Source organism: uncultured Porphyromonas sp., from assembly GCF_902489635.1.
In the GTDB taxonomy this organism is placed as follows: domain Bacteria; phylum Bacteroidota; class Bacteroidia; order Bacteroidales; family Porphyromonadaceae; genus Porphyromonas.
The window spans coordinates 1-22,529 of the sequence record NZ_CABUAN010000036.1; the positions used below are offsets into that span (position 1 = coordinate 1).

Sequence of the window (22,529 nt, forward strand, 5' to 3'; positions counted from 1 at the left end):
CACGTGGAGAATCTCAAATCTCCACGTGGATATTTTTTATTTTCCACGTGGGCGTGATTCATTTCCTCCGAAGTTTCATTTGATTCCTCCGAAGAATTTTTTCTTCCCCACGTGGAAAATAAAAATTCTCCACCTGGATATTTCGAAATATCCACGTGGAAATCCGTTTTCCCCGACACCGCTCCGTATCGATATGTAGTCGACTCTAAATTATCGTAACGAGCCGGCGTTGAGTTTGCCCTGACCATAAGATTACAGGTACTTTTCCATTCCAAAATTTATTGTACCTTTGCCTCCACAATCCGAGGGGACTGGTGGCTATGGCAGCGTAGTCGCAGGATAGTCGCCCGAGGGTGGTGCCATGCGGAAATAGCTCAGTTGGTAGAGCATCAGCTTCCCAAGCTGAGGGTCGCGAGTTCGAGCCTCGTTTTCCGCTCCAATGACAGACGATAAACAGAGCGGCAAGAGTCGCTCTGTTTTTTTATGCTTAGAGGGGGCGATATGCCGTCTCTTTTGCTTGAGAACATTTCACTAACTTAGCGGAGCAACAATTCTCGAAAACATGTGTAGAAGGAAAAGACAACAGACCCAAGGCTCCGCAAATACGATGTATAAGGGATTCGTAAGACGTGGAGCGGTCGTGATACCCGACACTATCGAAGAAGGACCCGACCTGGCAGAGGTCAAGGGCAAGCTACTAGAGCGTATGAGGGCTATCCAAGCTGAGGATAGAGCCGAGGGCAAACGCGAAGAGCTGTGGTTCACGATACAAGGCGACAAGGATGGTATCTGGCACGGATGTATGACCAAGAAGGGCGGGTACTATGAGAACAACAACGACCGCATACCATGGTGGGCGTGGATACTTATGATACCTGGCTTTATGTTGGCCCCCCTATTTTGGTTTATCTATGACTTCATAAACCCGAGCAAGCTCAAGCGAGATCGAGAGGCCTATTGGAAGAGTCGAGGCGATGGCTCTACACTCCCGACAGCTTAAGAGCTGTGAGGAATGGGTGTAGGCGGAGGGGTTGTCGTTTTGCTTCATAGTGACGTTTGGGTACTTCCGTAGCTCGATGTGGAGGACTTTTTTCGGACAATCGGAGGGGTATCTGTTTGCCAGTAGTATATTTTAGCGTAACTTTGTGGCAATCTAGACTACGTGAAATAATAACGATATATCAAATATACTCATGCAGAACAAAGGATTTGTGATCCTCTTCGCCTCTCTACTGACGATCATCTGCGCTTTCTACATCTCCTTTACCCCTGTGGTAAGGCACTACGATCAGAAGGCGCTGGCGATGACCGCAGCTGGCGAGGATGGCAAAGCGTATCTCGACTCAATGGCCAACGAGAAGGTGTGGTTTGGCTACACGCTCAAGAAAGCCCGCAACCAGCAGATAGGGCTCGGACTAGACCTCAAGGGCGGTATGAACGTCGTCCTCAAGGTCAATGGACGTGACCTCCTACGCAACCTCTCAGGACATAACCAGTCGCCAGCCTTCATCGAGGCTATAGACAAGGCCGCTAAGGAGGGCAGTAATGACTTCGTAGGGACTTTCGTAAAGGCTTACAAGGAGCTCGAACCCTCAGGCTCGCTCGCTGTCATCTTTAGCAATGGCCCCCTCCGTGATGTCATCTCCCCTAAGTCTAGCGATCAGGAGGTCATCAAGGTGCTTCAGGAGAAGTATAGTAGTGCTATCGACGCTGCCATCAACGTCCTCAAGACGCGTATCGACCGCTTTGGTGTGGTCGCTCCAAACGTACAGCGCATCGAGGGCCAGGGACGTATCCTTGTCGAGCTCCCTGGCGTTACAGAGCCTCAGCGTGTTCGAGAGCTACTGCAGCGCAGTGCTAACCTGCAGTTCTGGCGTACTTACACTTATGATGAGATCGCTAGCGATCTCGTCGACGCTAACAACCGTCTCACCGCTATGGCGAACGGCAAGGACCTAACGCCTGCTGACACGACTACTACAGCAGCTGACTCGACCGCTACGGCAGCAGACTCGACCGCGGTGCAGAAGCCAGCTACGACAGGTGTAGAGAATGTCCTCTTTAGCAAGCTCAACGTGACCAATCGTGGTACCATCGTGGGCTACGCGCGTCGCGCTGATCTAGACAAGATCGATGAGATGCTCGAGGAGGCACAGAAGCAGAAGATGATCCGCGAGGATCTGATGCTGCTCTGGGGCAACTCGCCTATCAAGGATCCGCAGACAGGTAAGGAGACAGACCTCTACGAACTATACGCTATCCGTGGTAACCGCAATGCTCTCCCCGATCTAGGTGGTGAGGTGGTCACCTCGGCACGTAGTGAGGTGCGCAACGACCTTGGTCAGAATCGTCCCGTCGTCACTATGACTATGAACGATGAGGGTGCCCGCAAGTGGGCTCGCCTGACGGGTGACAACATCGGCCGAAGCATCGCTATCGTCCTCGATGGTGTCGTCTACTCAGCTCCTAATGTCAATTCGGAGATCACGGGCGGACGCTCTGAGATCTCAGGTAACTTTACCGTCGACGAGACGACCGACCTTGCTAACGTCCTTAACTCTGGACGTATGGAGGCTTCTGTCGAGATCGAGCAGGAGAGTGTCGTCGGCCCGACCCTCGGTAGCGAGTCTATCAAGGCTGGTATCATCTCCTTTGCGATAGCCATCATCCTGCTGATGATCTATATGTGCCTCGCTTATGGTCTCATCCCAGGTCTCATCGCCGATGGTGCTCTGATCCTCAACAGCTTCTTCACGCTTGGTGTCCTAGCCTCTTTCCACAGTGTCTTGACCTTGTCCGGTATTGCGGGACTTGTGCTGACTCTCGGTATGGCGGTGGATGCAAACATTCTGATCTTCGAGCGTATCAAGGAGGAGCTCCGTGCTGGCAAGTCTATGACACGTGCTATACAGGATGGTTATGGCAATGCCTTCTCAGCAATCTTTGACTCCAACCTGACGACCGTCATCACGGGTGGTGTACTCTATGCCTTTGGTACAGGTCCTATCCGTGGCTTCGCTACGACGCTCATCATCGGTGTCATCGCTTCCTTTATCACCGCCGTCTTCCTAACGCGTATCGTCGTTGAGGCGCTTGATAAGAAGGGTCGCATGGACAAGGTCACTTATACGACCTTCCTCACACGCAACCTGCTCAACAACCCCACCTACAAGATCCTGGAGAACCGCAACAAGGGCTTCATCATCTTTGGCTCTATCCTCGTGCTCGGTCTCATTGGCTCGTTCGTATGGGGTCTCAATAGAGGTATCGAGTTCTCTGGAGGTCGCAACTATATCGTCGCCTTTGAGCAGCCCGTCTCTTCGGCTGAGGTGCGTGAGGCTCTCACGAAGCCTCTTGAGGAGCATGTCCTTGTCACCTCAATCGGTACGGAGGGCAACCAGGTTCGTATCTCAACCAACTATGGTATCGGCATGACTCAGGAGAGCGAAGACGAGGAGCTACTCGTCATCGGTAAGGTCTTCGAGGGAGTCCAGAAGTTCCTCCCACAGGGTACCACCCAGCAGCAGTTTGTCGACAACTATGTCGTCAGCTCACAGCGCGTCAGCCCGAGTATGTCTAAGGACATCTCTCGTCAGGCTATCATAGCGGTGATTCTCTCCCTGATCTTCATGGGACTGTACATCTTGCTCCGCTTCCGCAACTGGGCTTTCTCGCTAGGAGCCTTTGCCTCTGTGGCTACGACCACGCTACTTATCGTGGCGAGCTACATACTGCTCTGGCAGATTATGCCCTTCACGATGGAGCTGGATCAAAACTTCATCGCAGCACTACTAGCGATCATCGGATACTCGATCAACGACGTGGTCGTCGTCTTCGACCGTGTCCGTGAGACGCTACACAACTATCCGAACCGCGAGGAGAAGCTGGTGATGAATGAGGCACTCAACAGTACGCTAGCTCGTACGGTGCAGACCTCCTTCTCAACCTTCCTAGTGGTCTTCATCATCTTTATCCTCGGTGGAGCCTCTATGCGTAGCTTTACCTTTGCGCTACTCATCGGTATCGTCTATGGTATCTTCTGTACGCTCTTCGTCGCGTCGCCTATTGCTTACCTAGTACGCAGTAGACAGCATCAGAAGAAGCTCGCAGCAGCTAAGAAGTAAGCACACCTCTGCTCTCTCTCAAGGTAGAGCAAGGTAAAACCAAAGTCGGAGCCTATCCACGATCGTGTGGGTAGGCTCCGACTGCTTTTGAGGCAGTGGTGCAGAGACGACTCCCTCTAATCTCTAACTTCTACCCTCTAACTTCTAATCTCTAACCTCTAAATTCGTACCTTTGTGCCATATCTAAGATACTTATCCTCTTATGACATCAAAAGTTTCAGATCAGCAGTGCACTATCGCGCAGTCGGTAGCTCATCGTTTGCTCGCTATCCAGGCTGTCGAGCTTCGTCCAGACGCACCCTTTACGTGGGCCTCTGGGTGGCTTAGCCCTATCTATTGTGACAACCGCAAGACGCTCTCTTACCCCGAGCATCGCAGCTACATCAAGCAAGCCTTTGCCATCCAGGTGAGCGATCGCTACCCCGATGCTGAGGTGGTAGCAGGCGTTGCCACGGGAGCTATCTCGTGGGGAGCCTTGGTGGCAGACGAGCTGGGGTTGCCCTTCGTATATGTACGCTCCTCGGCTAAGGATCATGGCAAGCAAAACCTCATCGAGGGTTATCTACCCGAGGGAGCTCGTGTCGTAGTCATCGAGGATCTGATCTCTACGGGCGGTAGCAGTATGAAGGCTGTCGAGGCGCTACAAGCAGCAGGCGCACAGGTCGAGGGACTCATGGCGGTCTATACGCATGGCTTCGCTGAGGCCGAGCAGCTTTTCGCCAAGGCTGGCGTGGAGATGCGCACCCTGACCGATTACAACGAAGTGATTCGCCAAGCGGTCTCTGCTGGTTACGTCTCTGAGCATGACTTAGAGATGCTTGCTCAGTGGCGCGAAAACCCGAGCCAGTGGGGACGATAGCATTGACGACACCTTTAAGCTTATACATCCCATTCCTATGACGATACAAAGTCAGCCCGTCGCCTCTACGTATAGTTGTGAGGCGATCTATCGTAAGATCAGCGACCTGACCAATCTCGAGGAGGTGCAACAGCTCCTCGAGGAGAAGCAAGTCACGGTCTCCTCACTCACTAGCGATCGCTGCGAGGTGCAGGCGCAGGTGATGAAGTTCCCGGCAGATCTCGCACTCGTTGTCTCGGAGCGTATCCCCACCGAGGAGGTGCGCTACCAGATCGAGCACGACATGATGCCCGCCAATGTCTCCATACGGATCACACCCCAGGAGACGGGAGGTAGCACCTTAGTCGTCTCGCTAGATGCTAAGCTCAATCCCTTTGTCGCTGGCATGGTAAAACCACACCTAGAGGAGGCTGTGCAGTACATTGCCAATATGTTGGGGCAGATGCGCTACGACGCATAGTCTAAAGCTAAGATCAAGACAAGGATGCAGGGTACCCGCATAATGCTCTTATCGCTCATGACGCTCCTACTACTGGGGTGTCAAGGCGAGGTGCAGTACGCCACGCCCCTGCGTCCTATACACTATCCGATCTACTTCGGTAGTGCCGAGGGGCGTGCGCTCATACCCGTCGGGGGGTACCTACGCATCACCAAGCCCTCGACAGCAACTTCAGCCATCGGCTTCGGAGGCATCCTGGTCATTCACGGCTTCGCAGGAAGTGGCACGGCCGATTACTACTACGCCTACGACCTTGCCTGCCCTAAGGAGCTGGACCCGACAAACGCTTTGATGGTCAATGAGAAACTCGAGGCGGTCTGTCCGAAGTGTCATAGTCGCTTTAGCATTGTCTATGGCGGGGGAACGCCTATCCAAGGGCCTGCCCAAAGCCCCCTCCTCCCTTACCGTGTCCTACCCATTGATGGGGGTATACTGATCACTGCACCTGAGCTATGAGCAAGCTAGTCCGACACCTTCTCAGCCTCCTCGTCTTGTGGAGCCTCCTAGCGACAGCCGTTAGGGCGCAGTCGCGCTACGATTACGACATCCCGCTACCCGGCTTTGACAAAGATCCCCACGAACTCATCTATCGTGGCGAGACGCTCCACAGCTATCTGATCAATCCCTACACGGGAGCGCTCTATGCGGCACGTCCCGATACGCTGAGCACGCTTTTTCACGATCAGGTGAAAGCGGAGAGCCGCTCCATCGTGATGGCTTACCTAGGGAACTTGCGCTCTCCGTGGGTCGATATGGACTACTTCAACCGTCTGCGCCCGCAGCATCGCTTCCTCTTCGATCAGACGCTCTCGGGCTTCGTATGGGACGAGTCTAACAGGCTCTTCTATCGCACGAAGACTCCCTTCTCCAAGCTCTTCTATCAGCGCAATGGAGATGCCCAGAGACGCGAAGAGCAGTTTGACGGGACGATCGCCTTCAACCTCAGCAAGCGGCTAGCGATGGGAGCCGACTTCAACTACACTTACTCGCCAGGCTACTACATAGGTAACCGCACCAAGAGCTGTGACTATCGGCTCTTTGCGACGCTGACACTAGACCGCTACGAGGCGTATCTCTCGGGCGGGGGCAACTTCGCACGTATCACGGAGAATGGAGGTATCCTCGAGGATGGCTATGTCAATGACCCTACACGGAGCAACTCTGGCCGGCGCACTCTGGAGAGCCACGAGATACCCGTTCGTCAGGCAGAGCGTGTTTGGAATGGTATCGACGATGCTCACTTCTTCCTCTCGCATCGCTACAACTTCGGCTCCTATCGTCCTCGCAGTGCCAGTGACTCGCTGACCATCTTTGGCGAGCGTCGCACTGAAGCCGATACGGTGCGCTTCGTGCCGATAGCTAGTGTGGGGCATATCTTGAGCTTCAGGCAAGGCATCCATCAGTATGTGAACCGCAACCAAGCTACCTGGGAGCACTACCCCAACCACTACTCCTATATGCACAAAGGTCCCTCGGGTGCGCTCGACTCGCTCTACGTATTGCCTGAGGATAGTACCCGACGGTGGCAGCTGGACAATAGCTTTGTCCTCTCGCTCCGTGAGGGCTTCAGACCATGGGTTAAGTTTGGTCTAGAGGCTTATGTGCGGCTGGAAAACAAATACTACTACACCCCCGATTCGCTCTATCGGGAGCGACCTGGGCACAGCACCATGGACGTGGTCGTGGGGGGACGCATAGCGCGTACCTCGGGACACTTGCTCAATTTCGATGCGCAGCTCGAGAGTACCCTCCTAGGCGAAAACATCGGATCCATCTTGGCGCAAGGCGGTATCAGTACTTCGTTCCGTCTCTGGAGCTTCCCCGTAGGACTGCGTGCCTGGGGCAACTTCGAGAATCGTCGTCCGGATTACTTCATCCGGCACTTTCACGGCACCTTCCACCGCTGGGACAGAGACTTCGGCTATGAGCGGCGGCTAGCCTTCGGAGGGCGCCTTACGCTCGACAAACTAGGCACCTCGCTAAGCGTCGAGACCGCCACCCTGCAGAACCAGCTCTACTGGACTTCGCAAGGGGTTGTCGAGCAGTGTGCTGACCCGATACAGATCCTCTCGGCACGCCTGCTGCATGGCTATAAGTGGGGTTGGCTCGCCTGGAGACTGCAAGCCCTCTACCAGCTCTCCACACGTCAGGAGGTGATGCCTCTGCCGACGCTGAGCCTATACGGGTCGCTCTACACAGACTTCTTCTACGCTCGTGTCCTGCGCATCATGCTCGGCGTGGATTGTCGCTGGCACACGCTATACTATGCACCTTACTACGAGCCAGCGGTCATGCAGTTTGTCAATCAGACGGAGACGAAGTATGGCAACTTCCCCCATCTAAACGCTTTCGTCAGCTTTCAGCTCAAGCGGGCTCGCTTCTTTGTCGAGTACTACAACCTCGGCGACCTCTTTATCTCACCCTCGGAGCGCTTCTCCGCGGCGCACTACCCGATCAATCCGCCCGTCATCCGCCTCGGCATCTCCCTCGATCTAAATAAGTAGTACGCTGGGTGCGTCTGTCTCCGTTAAAGGCTACTGAATTATATGTCTTGTCCTTCTACAACGGACGCACGGCCGTGCGTCCCTACACTTCGTTACACGTCTCGCATTGACGCAGTAACCTGCTTTATTTGTGGTATATACGAGTTCCAAAGTTGGTTCCTCCTTTGGAACTTTTTAGTTCCAAGGGAGGAACTCTTTAGTTCCAGCGTTGGAACTTTTCGGTTCCAAGGTAGGAACTCTTTAGTTCCAGCGTTGGAACTTTTCGGTTCCAAGGTAGGAACTTTTTAGTTCCAAGGTAGGAACTTTTCATCGGACAACCCTGTTTTCGTATCTTTGTCCCATAAGACGGAGACTGCTCGTGTGGTCTTGTCGCTACATTTACTGCTAAACGAAATAGGCGTATCCTCGATGAATACACAACAACGACAGCAAGCGTGGTGGCTCTACGGTGGGCTAATGCTCATCTTCGTGGCACTCTTGTGGTGGGTCGCTGCTACTGATCAGGCTATGAGTGGCTCCTCAGAGGCTCTCGTCACGCCTCCTGTAGCTACGACTGAGTTCCTGAGCGAAGTGCCCGAAGGGGCTGTGATGGCTCCCGAATTGCCCACCCTTTCGCCTGCGGGTGAGGCTTCGCCGTGGCAATCGTTTGTCGCTTCGGTACGCGCTCATGCCGCTTCAGACATAGGGATGCTGCTGATCCAGCTGGTTGTCATCCTGCTCGTGGTACGTGTCGTCGGGTGGATCTTCGCACGACTGCACCAGCCGACGGTCATCGGAGAGATCCTAGCTGGTATATTGCTCGGCCCGAGCTTGCTGGGAGCCGTTTGGCCAGAAGCGATGGAGACGCTCTTCCCCGTACATAGCTTGGGCAATCTAGAGTTGCTCAGTCAGTTCGGACTGATCCTCTTTATGTTTACCATCGGTATGGAGCTGCGTATGAAAGATCTCAAGGGTCAGGCGCAGCAAGCTTTCATCATCAGTCAGTCGGGGATCATCTTCCCCTTTATCCTAGGGATCATCCTTACTTATGGACTCTATAGTCGCCCTGAGCTGCTGAGCGAGGGGAGCAGCTTCTTGTCGCTTTCCCTCTTTGTGGGCATTTCGCTCAGCATCACCGCCTTCCCCGTCTTGGCGCGCATCATTCAGGAGCGCTCGCTCTCGCATAGTCACCTGGGGCGCCTGGCACTCTCGACCGCAGCCATGGGAGACATCGTGGCGTGGCTCATGCTGGCGGCCATTATGGCGGTCAGCCAGGGAGGAAGCTTCACGAGTGCCCTCTACAACATGCTCTTCCTGGCACTCTATCTGGCGGTCATCTTTGGCATCTTGCGACCACTCTTCGGACTCCTCGGGCGGCGCGTGAGACATCGTGAGGTACTCTCCAAGTCGCTCATGGGGCTCATCTTCATCCTCCTCATGGCGAGTGCTTACTTCACCGAGATCATGAGTATGCACGCCCTCTTTGGCGCCTTCATGCTGGGGCTGGTCATGCCGGAGAACCTTGACTTCCGAGTGATTGTCAAGGAGAAAGTCGAGGACCTTGCCCTCTTGCTTCTCCTGCCGCTCTTCTTCGTGAGCTCAGGCTTGCGCACAGAGCTGGGATTGGTGAATACGCCTCAGCTGTGGGCACTCTTTGGCATCTTCACCCTTGTGGCAGTTGTTGGCAAAATGGGCGGCACCTACCTAGCAGCACGAAGCTGTGGCATACAAAGCCGCGAGAGCCTTTACCTCGGTGCTTACATGAACACCCGAGGGTTGATGGAGTTGGTTGTGCTACGCATCGGACTGGACCTGGGAATCCTCTCGACCGTCCTCTTTACCATCCTCGTGATGATGACCCTCGTGACGACCGTCATGACCGCTCCGACGCTACAACTGATCGACTGGCTCCTCAAGAAGAAGAAAACGCCGCAAAGCCTGGAGCACGCGACAGGTCAGGTGCTCATCTCGTTCGGTCGTGCTGAGACGGGCGTGACGCTCTTAGAGTTCTTCCATAGACTCTGCGGCGGTACCTCTCCACAAGTGGCTTGTACGCTGATGCACGTCACCACCGATACGGACATTAGCACCATCGATGCGGACCACTACTACGCCAGTAGCTTCGCAGCTCCGATGGAGATGGCCAGGCAGCTAGACCTCTCCGTGGAGCGTAAATATGAGATTGCCGAGTCGGTCCCCGAGGCGGTACTCTCGCACGCTAATCATATCCAGAGCAACCTGCTCCTCCTCGGGGCTAGTGTCAATCTTTCACAAGACAAGAAAGACCGCGACCTAGTCGCCTATAGCAATAAGCTAACCCGTAGATGGGGTCTGCTGACCGGTCGCCGTCGCAAAGCTAAGAAAGAGCAGAGTTCGCACTCCTTTGAGGAGATTATCGCCACCTTTGCTCACGAGGCACCTTGCTCTGTGGGCATTTATGTGGACAATGGTCAGACCCCGATAGCGCATCCGCTCGTGCTGATGCAGCGACCTGAGGACAAAGAGCTACTACTCATTGCCGAGCAGGTGACGGAGCGTGCTGATAGTCCGATCACGCTGATGCCACTCTCGTCACATCTCGCCAAGCCTGCGTCAGAGCTGGCGGATCGTGTTTCGTGGAGTAGAGAGACTTTTGCTGAGCAGGTTGATCTGAGCGATTACGACTTCGCGCTCATCGCTTACGATGCGTGGGCAGCCCTCACGCCAGCACAGCAAGAGCTGCTCCAGCAGTTGCCCTCTTACTTCATTCTAGACATCGACGAGGCGACCATTGAGTTGCCGACGATACATCGTCCGACTACAGAAGCCGTCTCTTACCTTGGTAAAGCGTCTTAACTATGAAACGTGAGAAAGTCACCCCTCGCCAAGCTAAGCCAAAACCGAGCACTCCACTCTGGGCGCAGCAAGATCCGTGGCTCGCGCCTTACTATGAGACGATCGAGGCGTGGCAAAGCTATATCGCAGCGCGTCGGCAGCTCTTTGTTGGCTCGCAAAAACTTTCTAGCTGGGCATGCGGACACCTTTACTTTGGCCTGCATCGCACCGATGCTGGCTGGACTTTGCGCGAATATACGCCAGCGGCTCAGGAGGTCTACCTGCTTTGTGACGCTAACCAGTGGCGTCAAGATCCAGACTATCGATTTGTTGCCAATGAAGAGCGACCAGGCGAATGGCTTCTCGAGCTACCCGCCACAGCGCTGCACCATCTAGACTACTACAAGCTACTCATCTGCACCGACCACGAGGAGCTAGAGCGCATCCCGGCTTACGCACATTATGTGGTGCAGGACCCGCGTGACTACAGCTTCTGCGCTCGTGTTTGGGCTCCTGAAGAGCCTTACCTGATGCAGGCACCAGCACCTCAGCGTCCCGACACTTTGCTCATCTATGAGTGTCACATAGGGATGAGTGGTGAGGAGATGGGCGTGGCGAGCTACGAGCAGTTTCGCACGGAGCGACTGCCTTACATCGTCTCAGCGGGCTACAACACGCTCCAAATCATGGCGGTGCAGGAGCACCCGTACTACGGCTCGTACGGCTATCACGTCTCCAACTTCTTCGCTCCGTCCAGTCGCTTCGGCACGCCCGACGATCTCAAGCGCCTGGTCGATGAGGCGCACGCCTTAGGTCTGTACGTGATTATGGACTTAGTTCACTCGCATGCCGTACGCAACGAGGCTGAAGGCTTGGCCCGCTACGACGGCACGCGGACGCTCTTCTTTCACGAGGGGAGCCGTGGCGAGCATCCGCAGTGGGACTCGCTCTGCTTCGACTACGGCCGTGGCGAGGTGGTCCACTACCTCCTCTCCAATTGCCACTACTGGCTCACGGAGTACGGCTTCGATGGCTTCCGCTTCGATGGGGTCACCTCGATGCTTTATGAGGATCACGGCTTGGGGCGACCTTTTCTCACCTATGAGGACTACTACAATGGCAATGTAGATCGAGATGCGCTGACCTATCTGACGCTCGCCAACGAACTAATCCACGCTGTCAAGCCCTCGGCGACGACTATTGCCGAAGAAGTGAGCGGACTGCCGGGACTGTGCGAGAGTCAAGCCACCGAAGGCTACGGCTTTGACTACCGCCTGGCGATGAATGTGCCGGACTACTGGATCAAACTGATCAAAGAGCAGCCCGACGAAGCGTGGAATCCGGAGAATATGTGGTACGAACTGCGCAATCACCGTCCTACGGAGCGAACTATCTCCTATGCTGAGAGCCATGATCAGGCACTCGTCGGAGACAAGACCATCATCTTCCGACTCATCGACAGCGATATGTACTGGCACATGCAGCAGAGCGACTACAACGATCGGGTGATGCGTGGCATAGCACTCTGCAATATGATCCGTCTGATGACCTTCGCCACGATGTGCGGTGGTTATCTCACCTTCATGGGCAATGAGTTTGGTCATCCCGAGTGGATCGACTTCCCTCGTGAGGGCAATGGTTACTCTTACCAGTACGCTCGTCGTCAGTGGTCGCTACAGGCTAATGACTTACTGCGCTACAAGCAGCTAGCCTGCTTTGACAAAGGAATGCTCTCGCTCTGTAGCTTGACGCCTCGCTTTGCGGAGCTCTCGGACTACTGCTACCACAGCCACACGGAGCGACAGGTGATCGCTTTCATGCGAGGTGACGGCTACCTCTTTGCCTTCAACTTTAGCCCCACGGAGAGCTACGTCGACTATCCCATCGAGGGCGTGCCTGCGGGGCAATACGAGCTACTCCTCGACAGCGATGCGGTCGCCTGCGGAGGCTTCGGACGTATCGATGCCAGCGTCACGCACCACACCCGCACCACCGCCGAGGGTGGCACCGAGTTGCGACTCTATCTGCCCTCCCGCTCAGCGCAAGTCTACCGGCGCAAGCTCGCTCGTCATAACGATCGATACGAGTAGCCCTTTGTAGGGGCGGACCTGCGTGTCCGCCCGCATAGCATACAACTACAAATACTGGTGCTACAGCGTCTGATGGCTGAACTTTTCGTGTTGATGTGGTTTGTGTAGGGGCGGACCTGCGTGTCCGCCCGCATAGCATACAACGCTCTGACGAGAACGGGCGGACACATAGATCCGCCCCTACAAAGAGTTGCTCGTATCATCGTCACACGTAACGAACTTTACACGTATCGCTGTGACGAGAACGGGCGGACACATAGGTCCGTCCCTACAAAGGGTTACTCGTTATTTAGATGTGAGCTTTACTTCTCGAACTCGATGTCGATGTCGAAGGACTCATGCCAGGGCAGGCCCTGACGAGCCACCTCCGCGAGGAAGGGATCTGGGTCAAACTGCTCGACGTTGAAGACGCCAGCGCCACCCCATAGTCCCTTGGCGAGCATCAACGCGCCCGTCGTAGCGGGAACACCCGTGGTGTAGCTGACACCCTGCGTGCCGGTCTCCCGGTAGGCTGCTTGGTGAGAGCAGTTGTTCCATATATAATAGGTGCGCTCCTTGCCGTCCTTGACGCCACGGATGCGGCAGCCGATAGAGGTCTCGCCCGTATAGTTCTCACCCAGCTCCTTAGGATTGGGTAGGACAGCCTTGAGGAATTGGATCGGCACGATCTCCTGGCCATTGTAGTTGATCGGCTCGATGCTCGCCATACCAATGTTTTGGATCACCTCGAGGTACTTGAGATACTCCTCTCCGAAGGTCATCCAGAAGCGCGCCCGACGTATTGTGGGGAAGTGCTTGACGAGCGACTCCAGCTCCTCGTGGTAAAGGAGGTAAGACTCGCGAACGCCGATGCCCGGGTAGTGCAGCGGACGATGTATCTCCTGAGGCTCCGTCTCGATCCACTCGCCCTCGTGGTAGTACTTACCCTTTTGGGTGATCTCACGGATATTGATCTCTGGGTTGAAGTTGGTCGCAAACGCCTTGTGGTGGTCACCACCGTTGCAGTCCACGATGTCGAGGTAGTGTATCTCGTCAAAGTGATGCTTGGCAGCGTAAGCGGTGAAGATACTGGTCACGCCTGGGTCAAAGCCACACCCTAGGACGGCGGTCAGCCCAGCCTCCTTAAAGCGGTCGTGGTAAGCCCACTGCCAGCTGTACTGATACTTAGCCTCGTCGAGGGGCTCGTAGTTTGCCGTGTCAAGGTAGTTAACGCCCGCCTTGAGACACGCCTCCATGATGGTGAGATCTTGGTAGGGGAGTGCTACGTTGATGCAGATGTCTGGGCGGAAGCTCTCGAAGAGCTTCACGAGCTGCTCTACGTCGTCCGCATCCACCTGAGCGGTCTGGATCTTGACGTTTTGTATCTGTGCTGCGATAGCGTCACACTTAGACTTAGTGCGGCTCGCCAGCATAATATCGGTAAAGGTCTCAGCATTCTGAGCCACCTTGTGAGCTACTACGGTGCCTACGCCACCAGCTCCGATGATGATCACTCTTGTCATAGAGGTTCTATAGTTAAAAGCGTTAGAGATTCATGAGGTTTACGGTAGCTACGCCGGCCATCCTTTGCGGCTGCTCAAGCGTCGTCGCTACCTTTGCTCTGCCAAAGATACGAAAAAGAAGTTAGAGATTAGAGGTTAGAGATTAGAAGCTACTTTCTGGCATCACTAGCCACTAGCCAGTAGCTGATATCTTTTTATTATCTTTGTGGTATAATCAGTAGATAGGAATCATATATGAAGTTTACCGTCAATAGCAACGAGCTCTCCACGCTCTTGCAAAATGTAGGGCGCCTTGTCCCTGCGAGCAATGTCTCTATGCCAGCACTGGCCAACTACCTCTTTGAGGTGACTCCTGAGCGGATCTCCGTGACGGGAGGCGATACGATGATGCGCTCGACTGGTGTGATCGCTCCGCTGGAGTGTGATGGCGAGATGCACTTTCTCATAGCTCCCACACCACTACTGGACTACATCAAGTCGCTGCCTGTACAGCCACTGACCATGGAGATGCAGACGACCGAAGAGGGCGCACGCTTTATCCACCTGATCCACTCGACAGGATACCTAGACATACCCATCGGCGATGCTGATCTCTACGTCTCTAGAGAGTCTCCCGAGGATACCGAGGGGGCTGCGATGATGAGTATGAATAGCTCTAGCCTCCTGGCTGGTATCTCGGCGGTTCTACCGGCTGCCTATCCCGATACGTCGCGTGAGCAGCTACACGGTGTGCACTTCGTCATGCTCACGGATCGTCTAGAGCTCTGCGCAACAGACAATGTGCAGCTCGTACGCTACATAGACTACGATGCGCGGATTGTCGAGAAGGAGGGCGAGGTAGCACAAGCTTCGCTGAGGGATCCGAGCTTCACGCTCCCGATCAAGGTTTCTAGCTTCCTACAGTCTATCCTGCCGAACTTTGCCAATGAGGAGGCACTCGTCATATTCAATAATAAGCAGGTGGAGGTGCGCTTCGGCACTTACAATGTGGTCTCGCAGGTGAGTGTGCTGGACTTCCCCAACTACAATGGGCTACTCCCCGACGCGATGACCTATATGATCGAGATCGACGGACAAGTCTTGCAACGCGCCACGACTCGTGTCAACTATCTGAGCAATATCGTCGGACTGGGTGCTGACGCAAGCTTGATCTGCATCACCTTCGAGGAGCATGCGATGGTGATGAAGGGCGGCTTCTACGCACAGGGCGCGAATACGCCTGGCGTCGATGTCGAGGAGCGTATCCCCGTGGACTATCCCGAGCAGATGGAGGGGATGCAGATCACCTTCAAGACGAACACCTTCATTAAGTTCCTCAAGGCGTTCAACGCTGAGAGCTTGCAGCTACACATTACCAATGCCACGCAGCCGATTATGATCACACCGACCAAGGTGGCTGACCAAACGGACCTGAGAGGTATCACAGCTCCCGTACGTATCTAAGGACATCGAATTCGCATAGACTATGAAGTTACAGCTGGATCGCCCGCTAGTCTTCTTTGACATAGAGGCTACGGGACTGGATATTACGAATGACCGTATCGTCGAGCTAACCATTCTCAAGCTGATGCCCGATGGAGAGCGGATCGTGCGGACACGACGCTTCAATCCGGAGATGCCTATCCCGCCCGAAAGCACAGCAATACATGGCATTACGGACGAAGATGTGCGTGACTGTCCGCCCTTTAGAGCTTGTGCTAAGAGCTTAGCGGAGCTGATCGATGGATGCGACCTGGCGGGTTACAACTCGCAGCGCTTTGACCTGCCGATGCTCGGGGAGGAGTTCCTCCGTGCTGGTGTCGAGGTGGACCTGCTCTCTAGGCAACATATAGATGTGCAGACGATCTTTCACAAGATGGAGCCGCGGACGCTCGAGGGTGCTGTGCGCTTCTACTGTCATCGTGAGCATATCGGAGCGCATGGCGCTGAGGCAGACACGATCGCTACGCTCGATGTGCTACTGGCACAGCTGGAGAAGTATGGCGACGCACTGCCAAGCAGTGTCAAGGAACTCTCCGACCTGACCACTTATCATCGCAATGTAGACCTCGCTGGGCGCATTGTGCGAGACGATAACGATGTGCCGGTCTTTAACTTCGGCAAGCACAAGGGACGCTCTGTCGAGGAGGTCCTACGTGAAGAGCCCGGCTACCTCAGTTGGCTACTACAAGCGGACTTCTCACGAGACACAAAGCGTCAGTTCCTCCTGATCAAGGAGCAGATGAAGCCTTAGTGCCATCACGCCACACGAGAGATAGCCATGCGCCTACAAAATAAGCATATAGTCGTAGGGATCACCGGCGGGATAGCCGCCTACAAGAGTGCCTCGCTCGTACGCCTGCTGATTAAGGAGGGTGCCGAGGTGCAGGTGGTCATGACGCCCGCCGCTAAGGAGTTCATCACGCCGCTGACGCTCGCCACGCTTTCGCAGCATGCGGTGGTCTCAGACTTCTTCAATCGTCGTGACGGTTCGTGGCATAGTCACGTGACGCTGGGCACTTGGGCTGACCTGATGATCATAGCTCCCGCCACGGCTAGCACGATCGGTAAGATGGCGCACGGCATTGCCGACAACATCCTCGTGACCACTTATCTAGCGATGCGCGCTCCCGTGCTGATCGCCCCTGCGATGGATCTAGACATGTGGTCTCACCCGACGACCGCCCGCAATCTGGAGATACTGGCGCAGGACGGGGTCGCACAAGCGTTGCCCGCCGAGGGCTTTCTCGCTAGTGGACTGACCGGTCGGGGACGTATGCAGGAGCCGGAGGAAATCTTAGAGCAGGCGGTCGCAATGCTCACCGCTAAAGCGGAGAAGCTACCCTTAGCAGGGGAGTGCGTCACCATCACAGCAGGACCCACCTACGAACCGATCGACGATGTGCGCTTCATAGGCAACCATTCGTCGGGACTGATGGGTATCTCACTGGCGGAAGCTTTGGCACGTCAGGGTGCCGAGGTACATTTGGTCTTGGGACCAACGCATCTCCGTCCCACCAACCCGCAGATTGTCGTACACCCCGTGATGACAGCCGAAGAGATGCTGGCAGCAGCTCAGGAGACCTTCGGGCGTAGCTCGATAGCGATCTTTGCAGCGGCAGTGGCGGACTACCGACCCGAAGAGCGTGTGTCAGGGAAGATCAAGAAGGAGCGTCGTGGCGGGGAGCAGATGCAGCTCACGTTGATGCAAAATCCCGACATAGCAGCGACTCTTGGAGCGCAGCGCCGTGCAGGACAGTACTTAGTAGGCTTTGCTCTGGAGACCTCTGTGGATACAGCCGCAGCTGAGGGTAAGCTGCACAACAAACATCTCGATGCGATCGTGCTGAACTCGACGAGCGATGCCGGTGCGGGCTTTGAAGTTCCGACCAATAAGGTGCTAATCCTAGACAAAGCGGGCGCTCGATGCGACCTGCCACTAGAGAGCAAGGCGGTCGTGGCGGAGCAGATCGTAGACTTCGTACTCAAGCATCGCACACAGCTCGTTTAGTCTTATGAAGCTCGATCTTATGAAGCGTTTTCTCCTAGCCTTAGTGAGACTGTTGCAAAGGTCAACAGGCTCACAATCTTGCTTGCAAGATTGTCCTGACTTTGCAGAAAGGATGAAGCGCAAGGCGCTGAGGGTGAGGTCTGAAGGGAGCATACCTCCGTATGTGACCGAAGCCGAACCCCGAAAGCAACGCCGCGATTCGCTTTTATGCAACAGTCTCTTAGTGGCACTACTCCTCTGGCTCCCTGCACAGAGCCTAGCTCAGGAGCTGAATGCGCGTGTCACGGTCAACGTGGATCGTCTCGGCTCCTCTGCCGATCAGGCGATCGTGTCCGACTTGACCCAGCAGTTGACCGAGATGATCAATCAGACGCGATGGACGAATGCCACCTTCTCGCCAATGGAGCGGATCGAGTGCGCCTGGGGGCTGAACCTCGTGAGCGTCTCTGACGATGGTCTCTACACCGCCGAGCTAAGCATATCCGCACAGCGTCCCGTCTACGGAGCCTCCTATACGACCCCGCTGCTGGTGCATCTAGACCGTGAGCTAAACTTCCAGTACGCGCCCTACCAGCCACTCGTCTATGCGCCCACACAGATTGACAACAACCTCGTGGCGACGGTCGCTTTCTACGCTTATCTGATCTTAGCCTTGGACTTTGACTCCTTTGCACCTCTCGGGGGCGACTACGCTGCCCGACAGATGCAGCAGCTGGTGGCGACGGCTCAGCAGATGATGGACTGGTCAGGCTGGAAAGCTTACGCTAGCGACAACAACCGCTACGCTATCAGCCAAGCTTACAACGATCCGGCGCATCAGCCGTGGCGCAACTACTGGTACCAGTACCATCGCCAGGGACTAGACCTCCTCACGAGCAACTTACGTCGTGGCTACACCAATATATTAGAGCAGCTCTCCCTACTTGAGGAGACCTGGCAGGCCAATAGTATGTCGCCGCTCCTACAGATCTTTGCACAGACCAAGCTTGACGAGCTGCCCCTTCTGGTCGAAGGTGCTCCACAGGATAGCCGCATGGCTGCTTACAAGACCCTCTCCAAGATCTTCCCTACGGAAGATAGCAAGCTCTCAGCCCTGAAGAAGTAACTACACTCCATGCTGCACAGCTTATACATACGGGACTACATTCTCATCGAGGAGCTCAGCTGCACCTTCCCCACGGGACTCATAGCGGTCACGGGCGAGACGGGTGCGGGCAAGAGTATCCTCGTCTCAGCCCTACAATTGCTGGCTGGGGGGCGTGCCGACATATCGACCGTTCGTCAGGGCTGCCAGAAGGCGGTCATCGAGGGGGAGTTCACGCAGCTCAGCCCTCAGGTTATCGAATGGATGCAAGCGCAGGAGCTAGAGACCGAGGAGAGCTGTCTCGTACGTCGTGAGATACGACAGACGGGACGTAGTCGCATCTTTGTCAATGATACGCCCGTCACCCTCGTTCAACTGGAGGAGCTGGGCGCACTCCTGCTGGACGTTCACTCGCAGCATCGCAACCTCTTGCTCCGTGAGGGTGCCTACCAGATCGCTCTCATCGACTCGCAGTTAGGTGCCGAGACGCAGCTCGTCGAGGCGTACCACAGCGCCTATCAGCAGTACCACGACAACGCCATACGACTCAAGAAGCTACGCGCAGAGGCGCAGCTGGCCGAGGCGGAGTTTGAGCTGAACAGCCGAGCTTACGAGGAGATTGCTGCGCTCAAGCTCGAGCAGTACTCGCTCACCGACCTTACCGACGAGGCGGAGCGACTCACCCACACACAGGAGATACAGGAAGGCTTGCAGAGCATCCTCGCACTACTCGATAGACCGCACAGCATCGTTGATCAGCTCACGACGGCGCAGGAGCAGATGGAGCAGACCGCCACTTACCTTCCCGAGCTGACCAATTACACGGAGCGCATGCGGAGCCTCGTCATCGAGCTAGACGACATTGAGAGCGACTTGAACCGTCTGCAGGGTGAGGTCGCCTACAATCCTGCGCGCTTAGAGGAGATCAACACGATTTTAGGCGGGGTCAATGCTTTGCTCAAAAAGCATAACCTCCTATCCCCCGAAGAGCTCGTCGAGTACAGCCAAGAGCTTGGTGCCAAGCTCGCTCACACCGCTCAGTACGAGCAGGAGCTAGCCGCACTACGCACCGAAGTACTCCAGCAGCGCACAGAGGTGCTAACCCTAGGCAAGCAACTCCACGAGGCGCGCGCCAAGGTCGCTACACAGATCGCACGGAGCGTCACCAAGACGCTCTGCCAGCTGGAGATGCCGCACGCTCGCTTTGACATAGCCCTCCAGCTCCTCGACAAACCGACCGAGCGAGGCATGGATCAGGTCGACTTCCTCCTCTCAGCCAACAGCGATCAGCCGCTCCGCCCTGTCACCGACATCGCTTCGGGCGGCGAGATAGCCCGACTGATGCTAGCACTCAAGGCACTGCGCAGTCAGGCCGCCACGATCCCCACCGAGCTGACCAGTTCGCCCGCTATCGTCTTTGACGAGATCGACACTGGCACCTCAGGCATCGCAGCCTCTCGCATAGGCGATATGCTCCACACGATGGGCGAGCACCAGCAGATCTTCGTCATCACCCACCTGCCGCAGATCGCTTCGGCAGCCACCCAGCATATACTCATATATAAGGAGGAGACCAACGGCGAGACCCACTCGCACCTGCGCCTCCTCACACCCGAAGAGCGCATCAACGAGATAGCGCGCCTCCAGAGTGGCGACCAGATCACCCCCGAGGCTATCGCTGCCGCACACACATTACTTACAGCACATGATTAAGCAAAAACTCATCTACGGCATACACGCTCTCTCAGAGAGCCTCGCCTCTCATAGCGACATAGACAAGATCTATATGAAAAAAGGAGCCGCCACGGGCGAACTCCTAGAGATCAAACGCACCGCACGCACTCAGGGCATACCTGTCATGGAGGTTCCCGCTGAGCGTCTCAACCGATTCACACGGGGTGCCCACCAGGGGGTCGTAGCGCTCATCTCGCCCATCACCTACACCCGTCTAGAGTCGCTCATACCGATGCTTTATGACGAGGGGCAGATGCCTTTTATCGTACTGCTCGACGGGGTCACCGACGTGCGCAACTTTGGTGCTATTGCGCGTACTTGCGAATGCGCAGGTGTCCACGCTATCGTCATCCCCGAGCGAGACAGCGTCTCCGTCACGGCCGATGCGGTCAACGCTTCCGCCGGAGCACTCATGCGCATCCCCGTCTGCCGTGAGCGTGACCTCGTGACCGCCTGCCGCTTCCTCCGGGATAGCGGGCTACAGCTCGTCGGCGCCGATGTAGACGCCACGACAAACTACACCTCCCTCCCGATGACGCCACCCCTGGGCATCGTCATGGGGTCGGAGCAAAAAGGCATCTCCACGGGCGTCCTCAAGCAACTCACCGACCGCGTCTCCATACCACAGCTGGGACAGATCTCCTCGCTCAACGTATCGGTCGCTACCGGCATCATGCTCTACGAGGTCGTTCGTCAGCACAACGCAAACCTATAAAAGTTCACAATACAATCAGAAGTATACTATGAAAAAAGTAATCTCCACCCCAAACGCTCCTGCAGCTATCGGACCTTACAGCCAGGCAATAGCCTTCGGCGACATGCTCATCACCTCGGGTCAGCTTGGTCTGGACCCCAAGTCTGGTGCTTTCGTATCAGAAGATGTCTCAGCACAGACGGAGCAAGTCTTTCGCAATCTGAAGGCTATCCTCGACGAGGCTGGCTTCACCTTCGATCAGGTTGTCAAGACTACCTGCTTCCTCGCTGATATGGGCGACTTTGCTGCGATGAATGCAGTCTACGAGAAGCACTTTTCAGGTGCCTTCCCAGCACGCTCTGCCGTTGCTGTCAAGACCCTCCCCAAGGGCGGACTCGTCGAGATCGAAGTGATCGCACACAAGTAGCAGTCCCCAAGTAAATAATAGAAGAACAGCACCCTGACCGCAGTCAAGGTGCTGTTCTTCTTTTCGTTTGTAGCGAGAGAGGGGCACGATCCCTCGACCTCCGGATTATGAATCCGACGCTCTAACCAGCTGAGCTACCTCGCCATCCACAGAGGGGCTACCCCCTTAGACGATGCAAAGGTACACAATATTTCCGAACCAACCAACGCTCCACGAAATTAGCTGTTAGCTTTTGGCTGTTAGCTCTTGGCTCTTAGCTCTTGGCTCTTGGCTCTTAGCTGTTGGCTATTGGCTAGTGCTACTGCGTCTGTTACGTCGCCGTGTAGGGACGCACGGTCTGTGCGTCCGTTGTGTCAAAGGTTACAGCATCGTGGTATTAACGGGGATGGACGCCCTCCCGCTAGATACTCTCGTGCGTCCCTACAGGATTCACTCACGGCTAGTGTCTAGTCGGGGGGCGTCTGTTGCATCCGTTGGCTGTTGACTATTGGCTAGGGGCACTAGCTAGTGTCCCTAGCCCTCCGATAGCTCCGATGTCTCTGATACCTCTGATAGCTCCGATCCACTCCGATCTCTACCCTCTGACCTCTTGTTGCTTTACATATCTTTACGGGGAAATTCGTCCGATTCCCTCCTTTCTCGAATATCCACGTGGAAAATCTGAAATCTCCACGTGGATATTTTTTATTTTCCACGTGGGCGTCATTCATTTCCTCCGAAGTTTCATTT

18 protein-coding genes and 2 tRNA genes are annotated in these 22,529 nt (G+C 55.4%); 16 read left to right on the forward strand and 4 right to left on the reverse strand.

From position 1 onward, the window contains the following. The coding region (locus RDM37_RS06980) for a hypothetical protein (RefSeq protein ID WP_308556205.1) at positions 1–248 on the reverse strand (248 nt) is incomplete at its 3' end. Positions 249–363: 115 nt separating this feature from the next. Here RDM37_RS06980 and RDM37_RS06985 point away from each other — a divergent pair. The 9 genes from RDM37_RS06985 (at position 364) to RDM37_RS07025 (ending at position 12,869) form a co-directional block, all read left to right on the forward strand. After that, a tRNA-Gly gene (locus RDM37_RS06985) sits at positions 364–439 on the forward strand. Positions 440–607: 168 nt separating this feature from the next. Next, positions 608–1,000: a hypothetical protein gene (locus RDM37_RS06990; protein WP_308556207.1), complete on the forward strand. Its 393-nt coding sequence runs from the start codon at positions 608–610 to the stop codon at positions 998–1,000. 193 nt (positions 1,001–1,193) lie between these two features. Continuing rightward, on the forward strand, positions 1,194–4,124 hold the full coding sequence (secDF, locus tag RDM37_RS06995; RefSeq protein ID WP_308556209.1) for a protein translocase subunit SecDF: 2,931 nt from the start codon (positions 1,194–1,196) through the stop codon (positions 4,122–4,124). Between the two features lie 202 nt (positions 4,125–4,326). Beyond that, the gene (gene pyrE, locus RDM37_RS07000) at positions 4,327–4,983 is read left to right on the forward strand and encodes an orotate phosphoribosyltransferase (RefSeq protein WP_308556211.1); all 657 of its coding nucleotides are present in this window, start codon (positions 4,327–4,329) and stop codon (positions 4,981–4,983) included. A 37-nt stretch (positions 4,984–5,020) separates the two neighbouring features. Continuing rightward, entirely contained in the window at positions 5,021–5,443 is a 423-nt protein-coding gene (locus RDM37_RS07005; protein ID WP_308556213.1) for a hypothetical protein, read from the forward strand. A 57-nt stretch (positions 5,444–5,500) separates the two neighbouring features. Further along, positions 5,501–5,938: a hypothetical protein gene (locus tag RDM37_RS07010; protein WP_308556216.1), complete on the forward strand. Its 438-nt coding sequence runs from the start codon at positions 5,501–5,503 to the stop codon at positions 5,936–5,938. After that, complete coding sequence (locus tag RDM37_RS07015) at positions 5,935–7,986, forward strand: putative porin (protein ID WP_308556218.1); 2,052 nt, start codon at positions 5,935–5,937, stop codon at positions 7,984–7,986. Before RDM37_RS07010 ends, RDM37_RS07015 begins: the two co-directional genes overlap by 4 nt. 408 nt (positions 7,987–8,394) lie before the next feature. Further along, positions 8,395–10,800, forward strand: coding sequence for a cation:proton antiporter (locus RDM37_RS07020; RefSeq protein ID WP_308556220.1), 2,406 nt, complete (start codon positions 8,395–8,397; stop codon positions 10,798–10,800). A gap of 2 nt (positions 10,801–10,802) precedes the next feature. Beyond that, on the forward strand, positions 10,803–12,869 hold the full coding sequence (locus tag RDM37_RS07025) for an alpha amylase C-terminal domain-containing protein (RefSeq protein WP_308556222.1): 2,067 nt from the start codon (positions 10,803–10,805) through the stop codon (positions 12,867–12,869). A gap of 302 nt (positions 12,870–13,171) precedes the next feature. Here RDM37_RS07025 and RDM37_RS07030 read toward each other — a convergent pair whose 3' ends face one another. After that, the gene (locus RDM37_RS07030) at positions 13,172–14,371 is read right to left on the reverse strand and encodes a saccharopine dehydrogenase family protein (RefSeq protein WP_308556224.1); all 1,200 of its coding nucleotides are present in this window, start codon (positions 14,369–14,371) and stop codon (positions 13,172–13,174) included. Between the two features lie 234 nt (positions 14,372–14,605). Between RDM37_RS07030 and RDM37_RS07035 the strand changes: the two genes are divergently transcribed. The 7 genes from RDM37_RS07035 to RDM37_RS07065 all read left to right on the forward strand — a co-directional run bounded on the left by RDM37_RS07035 (position 14,606) and on the right by RDM37_RS07065 (position 21,800). Then, positions 14,606–15,814 carry a DNA polymerase III subunit beta gene (locus tag RDM37_RS07035; RefSeq protein WP_308556226.1) on the forward strand — a complete coding sequence of 403 codons (1,209 nt, stop codon included), beginning with the start codon at positions 14,606–14,608 and terminating at the stop codon, positions 15,812–15,814. A gap of 22 nt (positions 15,815–15,836) precedes the next feature. Continuing rightward, positions 15,837–16,604: a 3'-5' exonuclease gene (locus RDM37_RS07040; RefSeq protein ID WP_308556228.1), complete on the forward strand. Its 768-nt coding sequence runs from the start codon at positions 15,837–15,839 to the stop codon at positions 16,602–16,604. 27 nt (positions 16,605–16,631) lie between these two features. Then, entirely contained in the window at positions 16,632–17,861 is a 1,230-nt protein-coding gene (gene coaBC / locus RDM37_RS07045) for a bifunctional phosphopantothenoylcysteine decarboxylase/phosphopantothenate--cysteine ligase CoaBC (protein WP_308556230.1), read from the forward strand. A 112-nt stretch (positions 17,862–17,973) separates the two neighbouring features. Further along, entirely contained in the window at positions 17,974–18,966 is a 993-nt protein-coding gene (locus RDM37_RS07050; RefSeq protein ID WP_308556232.1) for a DUF4835 family protein, read from the forward strand. A gap of 9 nt (positions 18,967–18,975) precedes the next feature. Beyond that, positions 18,976–20,658, forward strand: coding sequence for a DNA repair protein RecN (locus RDM37_RS07055; protein WP_308556234.1), 1,683 nt, complete (start codon positions 18,976–18,978; stop codon positions 20,656–20,658). Further along, positions 20,651–21,394 carry a 23S rRNA (guanosine(2251)-2'-O)-methyltransferase RlmB gene (rlmB, locus tag RDM37_RS07060; protein WP_308556236.1) on the forward strand — a complete coding sequence of 248 codons (744 nt, stop codon included), beginning with the start codon at positions 20,651–20,653 and terminating at the stop codon, positions 21,392–21,394. Before RDM37_RS07055 ends, rlmB begins: the two co-directional genes overlap by 8 nt. Positions 21,395–21,422: 28 nt before the next feature. Beyond that, a complete protein-coding gene (locus tag RDM37_RS07065; protein ID WP_004331687.1) occupies positions 21,423–21,800 on the forward strand; it encodes a RidA family protein in 378 nt (125 codons plus the stop codon). 70 nt (positions 21,801–21,870) lie between these two features. Here RDM37_RS07065 and RDM37_RS07070 read toward each other — a convergent pair. Then, positions 21,871–21,944 (reverse strand) — tRNA-Met (locus RDM37_RS07070). Between the two features lie 356 nt (positions 21,945–22,300). Further along, positions 22,301–22,529: hypothetical protein (locus RDM37_RS07075; RefSeq protein ID WP_308556238.1), on the reverse strand; the 229-nt coding region annotated here is incomplete at its 5' end.

What these genes read in the sequence shown, in the direction of transcription:
- RDM37_RS07025 (WP_308556222.1), top strand. Translation starts at nt 10,803, where the DNA reads ATGAAACGTGAGAAAGTCACCCCTCGCCAAGCTAAGCCAAAACCGAGC.
- RDM37_RS07020 (WP_308556220.1), top strand. Translation starts at nt 8,395, where the DNA reads ATGAATACACAACAACGACAGCAAGCGTGGTGGCTCTACGGTGGGCTA.
- RDM37_RS07055 (WP_308556234.1), top strand. Translation starts at nt 18,976, where the DNA reads ATGCTGCACAGCTTATACATACGGGACTACATTCTCATCGAGGAGCTC.
- rlmB (WP_308556236.1), top strand. Translation starts at nt 20,651, where the DNA reads ATGATTAAGCAAAAACTCATCTACGGCATACACGCTCTCTCAGAGAGC.
- secDF (WP_308556209.1), top strand. Translation starts at nt 1,194, where the DNA reads ATGCAGAACAAAGGATTTGTGATCCTCTTCGCCTCTCTACTGACGATC.
- RDM37_RS07015 (WP_308556218.1), top strand. Translation starts at nt 5,935, where the DNA reads ATGAGCAAGCTAGTCCGACACCTTCTCAGCCTCCTCGTCTTGTGGAGC.
- RDM37_RS07030 (WP_308556224.1), bottom strand. Translation starts at nt 14,371, where the DNA reads ATGACAAGAGTGATCATCATCGGAGCTGGTGGCGTAGGCACCGTAGTA.
- RDM37_RS06990 (WP_308556207.1), top strand. Translation starts at nt 608, where the DNA reads ATGTATAAGGGATTCGTAAGACGTGGAGCGGTCGTGATACCCGACACT.
- RDM37_RS07040 (WP_308556228.1), top strand. Translation starts at nt 15,837, where the DNA reads ATGAAGTTACAGCTGGATCGCCCGCTAGTCTTCTTTGACATAGAGGCT.
- RDM37_RS07050 (WP_308556232.1), top strand. Translation starts at nt 17,974, where the DNA reads ATGAAGCGCAAGGCGCTGAGGGTGAGGTCTGAAGGGAGCATACCTCCG.
- RDM37_RS07005 (WP_308556213.1), top strand. Translation starts at nt 5,021, where the DNA reads ATGACGATACAAAGTCAGCCCGTCGCCTCTACGTATAGTTGTGAGGCG.
- RDM37_RS07035 (WP_308556226.1), top strand. Translation starts at nt 14,606, where the DNA reads ATGAAGTTTACCGTCAATAGCAACGAGCTCTCCACGCTCTTGCAAAAT.
- RDM37_RS07010 (WP_308556216.1), top strand. Translation starts at nt 5,501, where the DNA reads ATGACGCTCCTACTACTGGGGTGTCAAGGCGAGGTGCAGTACGCCACG.
- RDM37_RS07065 (WP_004331687.1), top strand. Translation starts at nt 21,423, where the DNA reads ATGAAAAAAGTAATCTCCACCCCAAACGCTCCTGCAGCTATCGGACCT.
- pyrE (WP_308556211.1), top strand. Translation starts at nt 4,327, where the DNA reads ATGACATCAAAAGTTTCAGATCAGCAGTGCACTATCGCGCAGTCGGTA.
- coaBC (WP_308556230.1), top strand. Translation starts at nt 16,632, where the DNA reads ATGCGCCTACAAAATAAGCATATAGTCGTAGGGATCACCGGCGGGATA.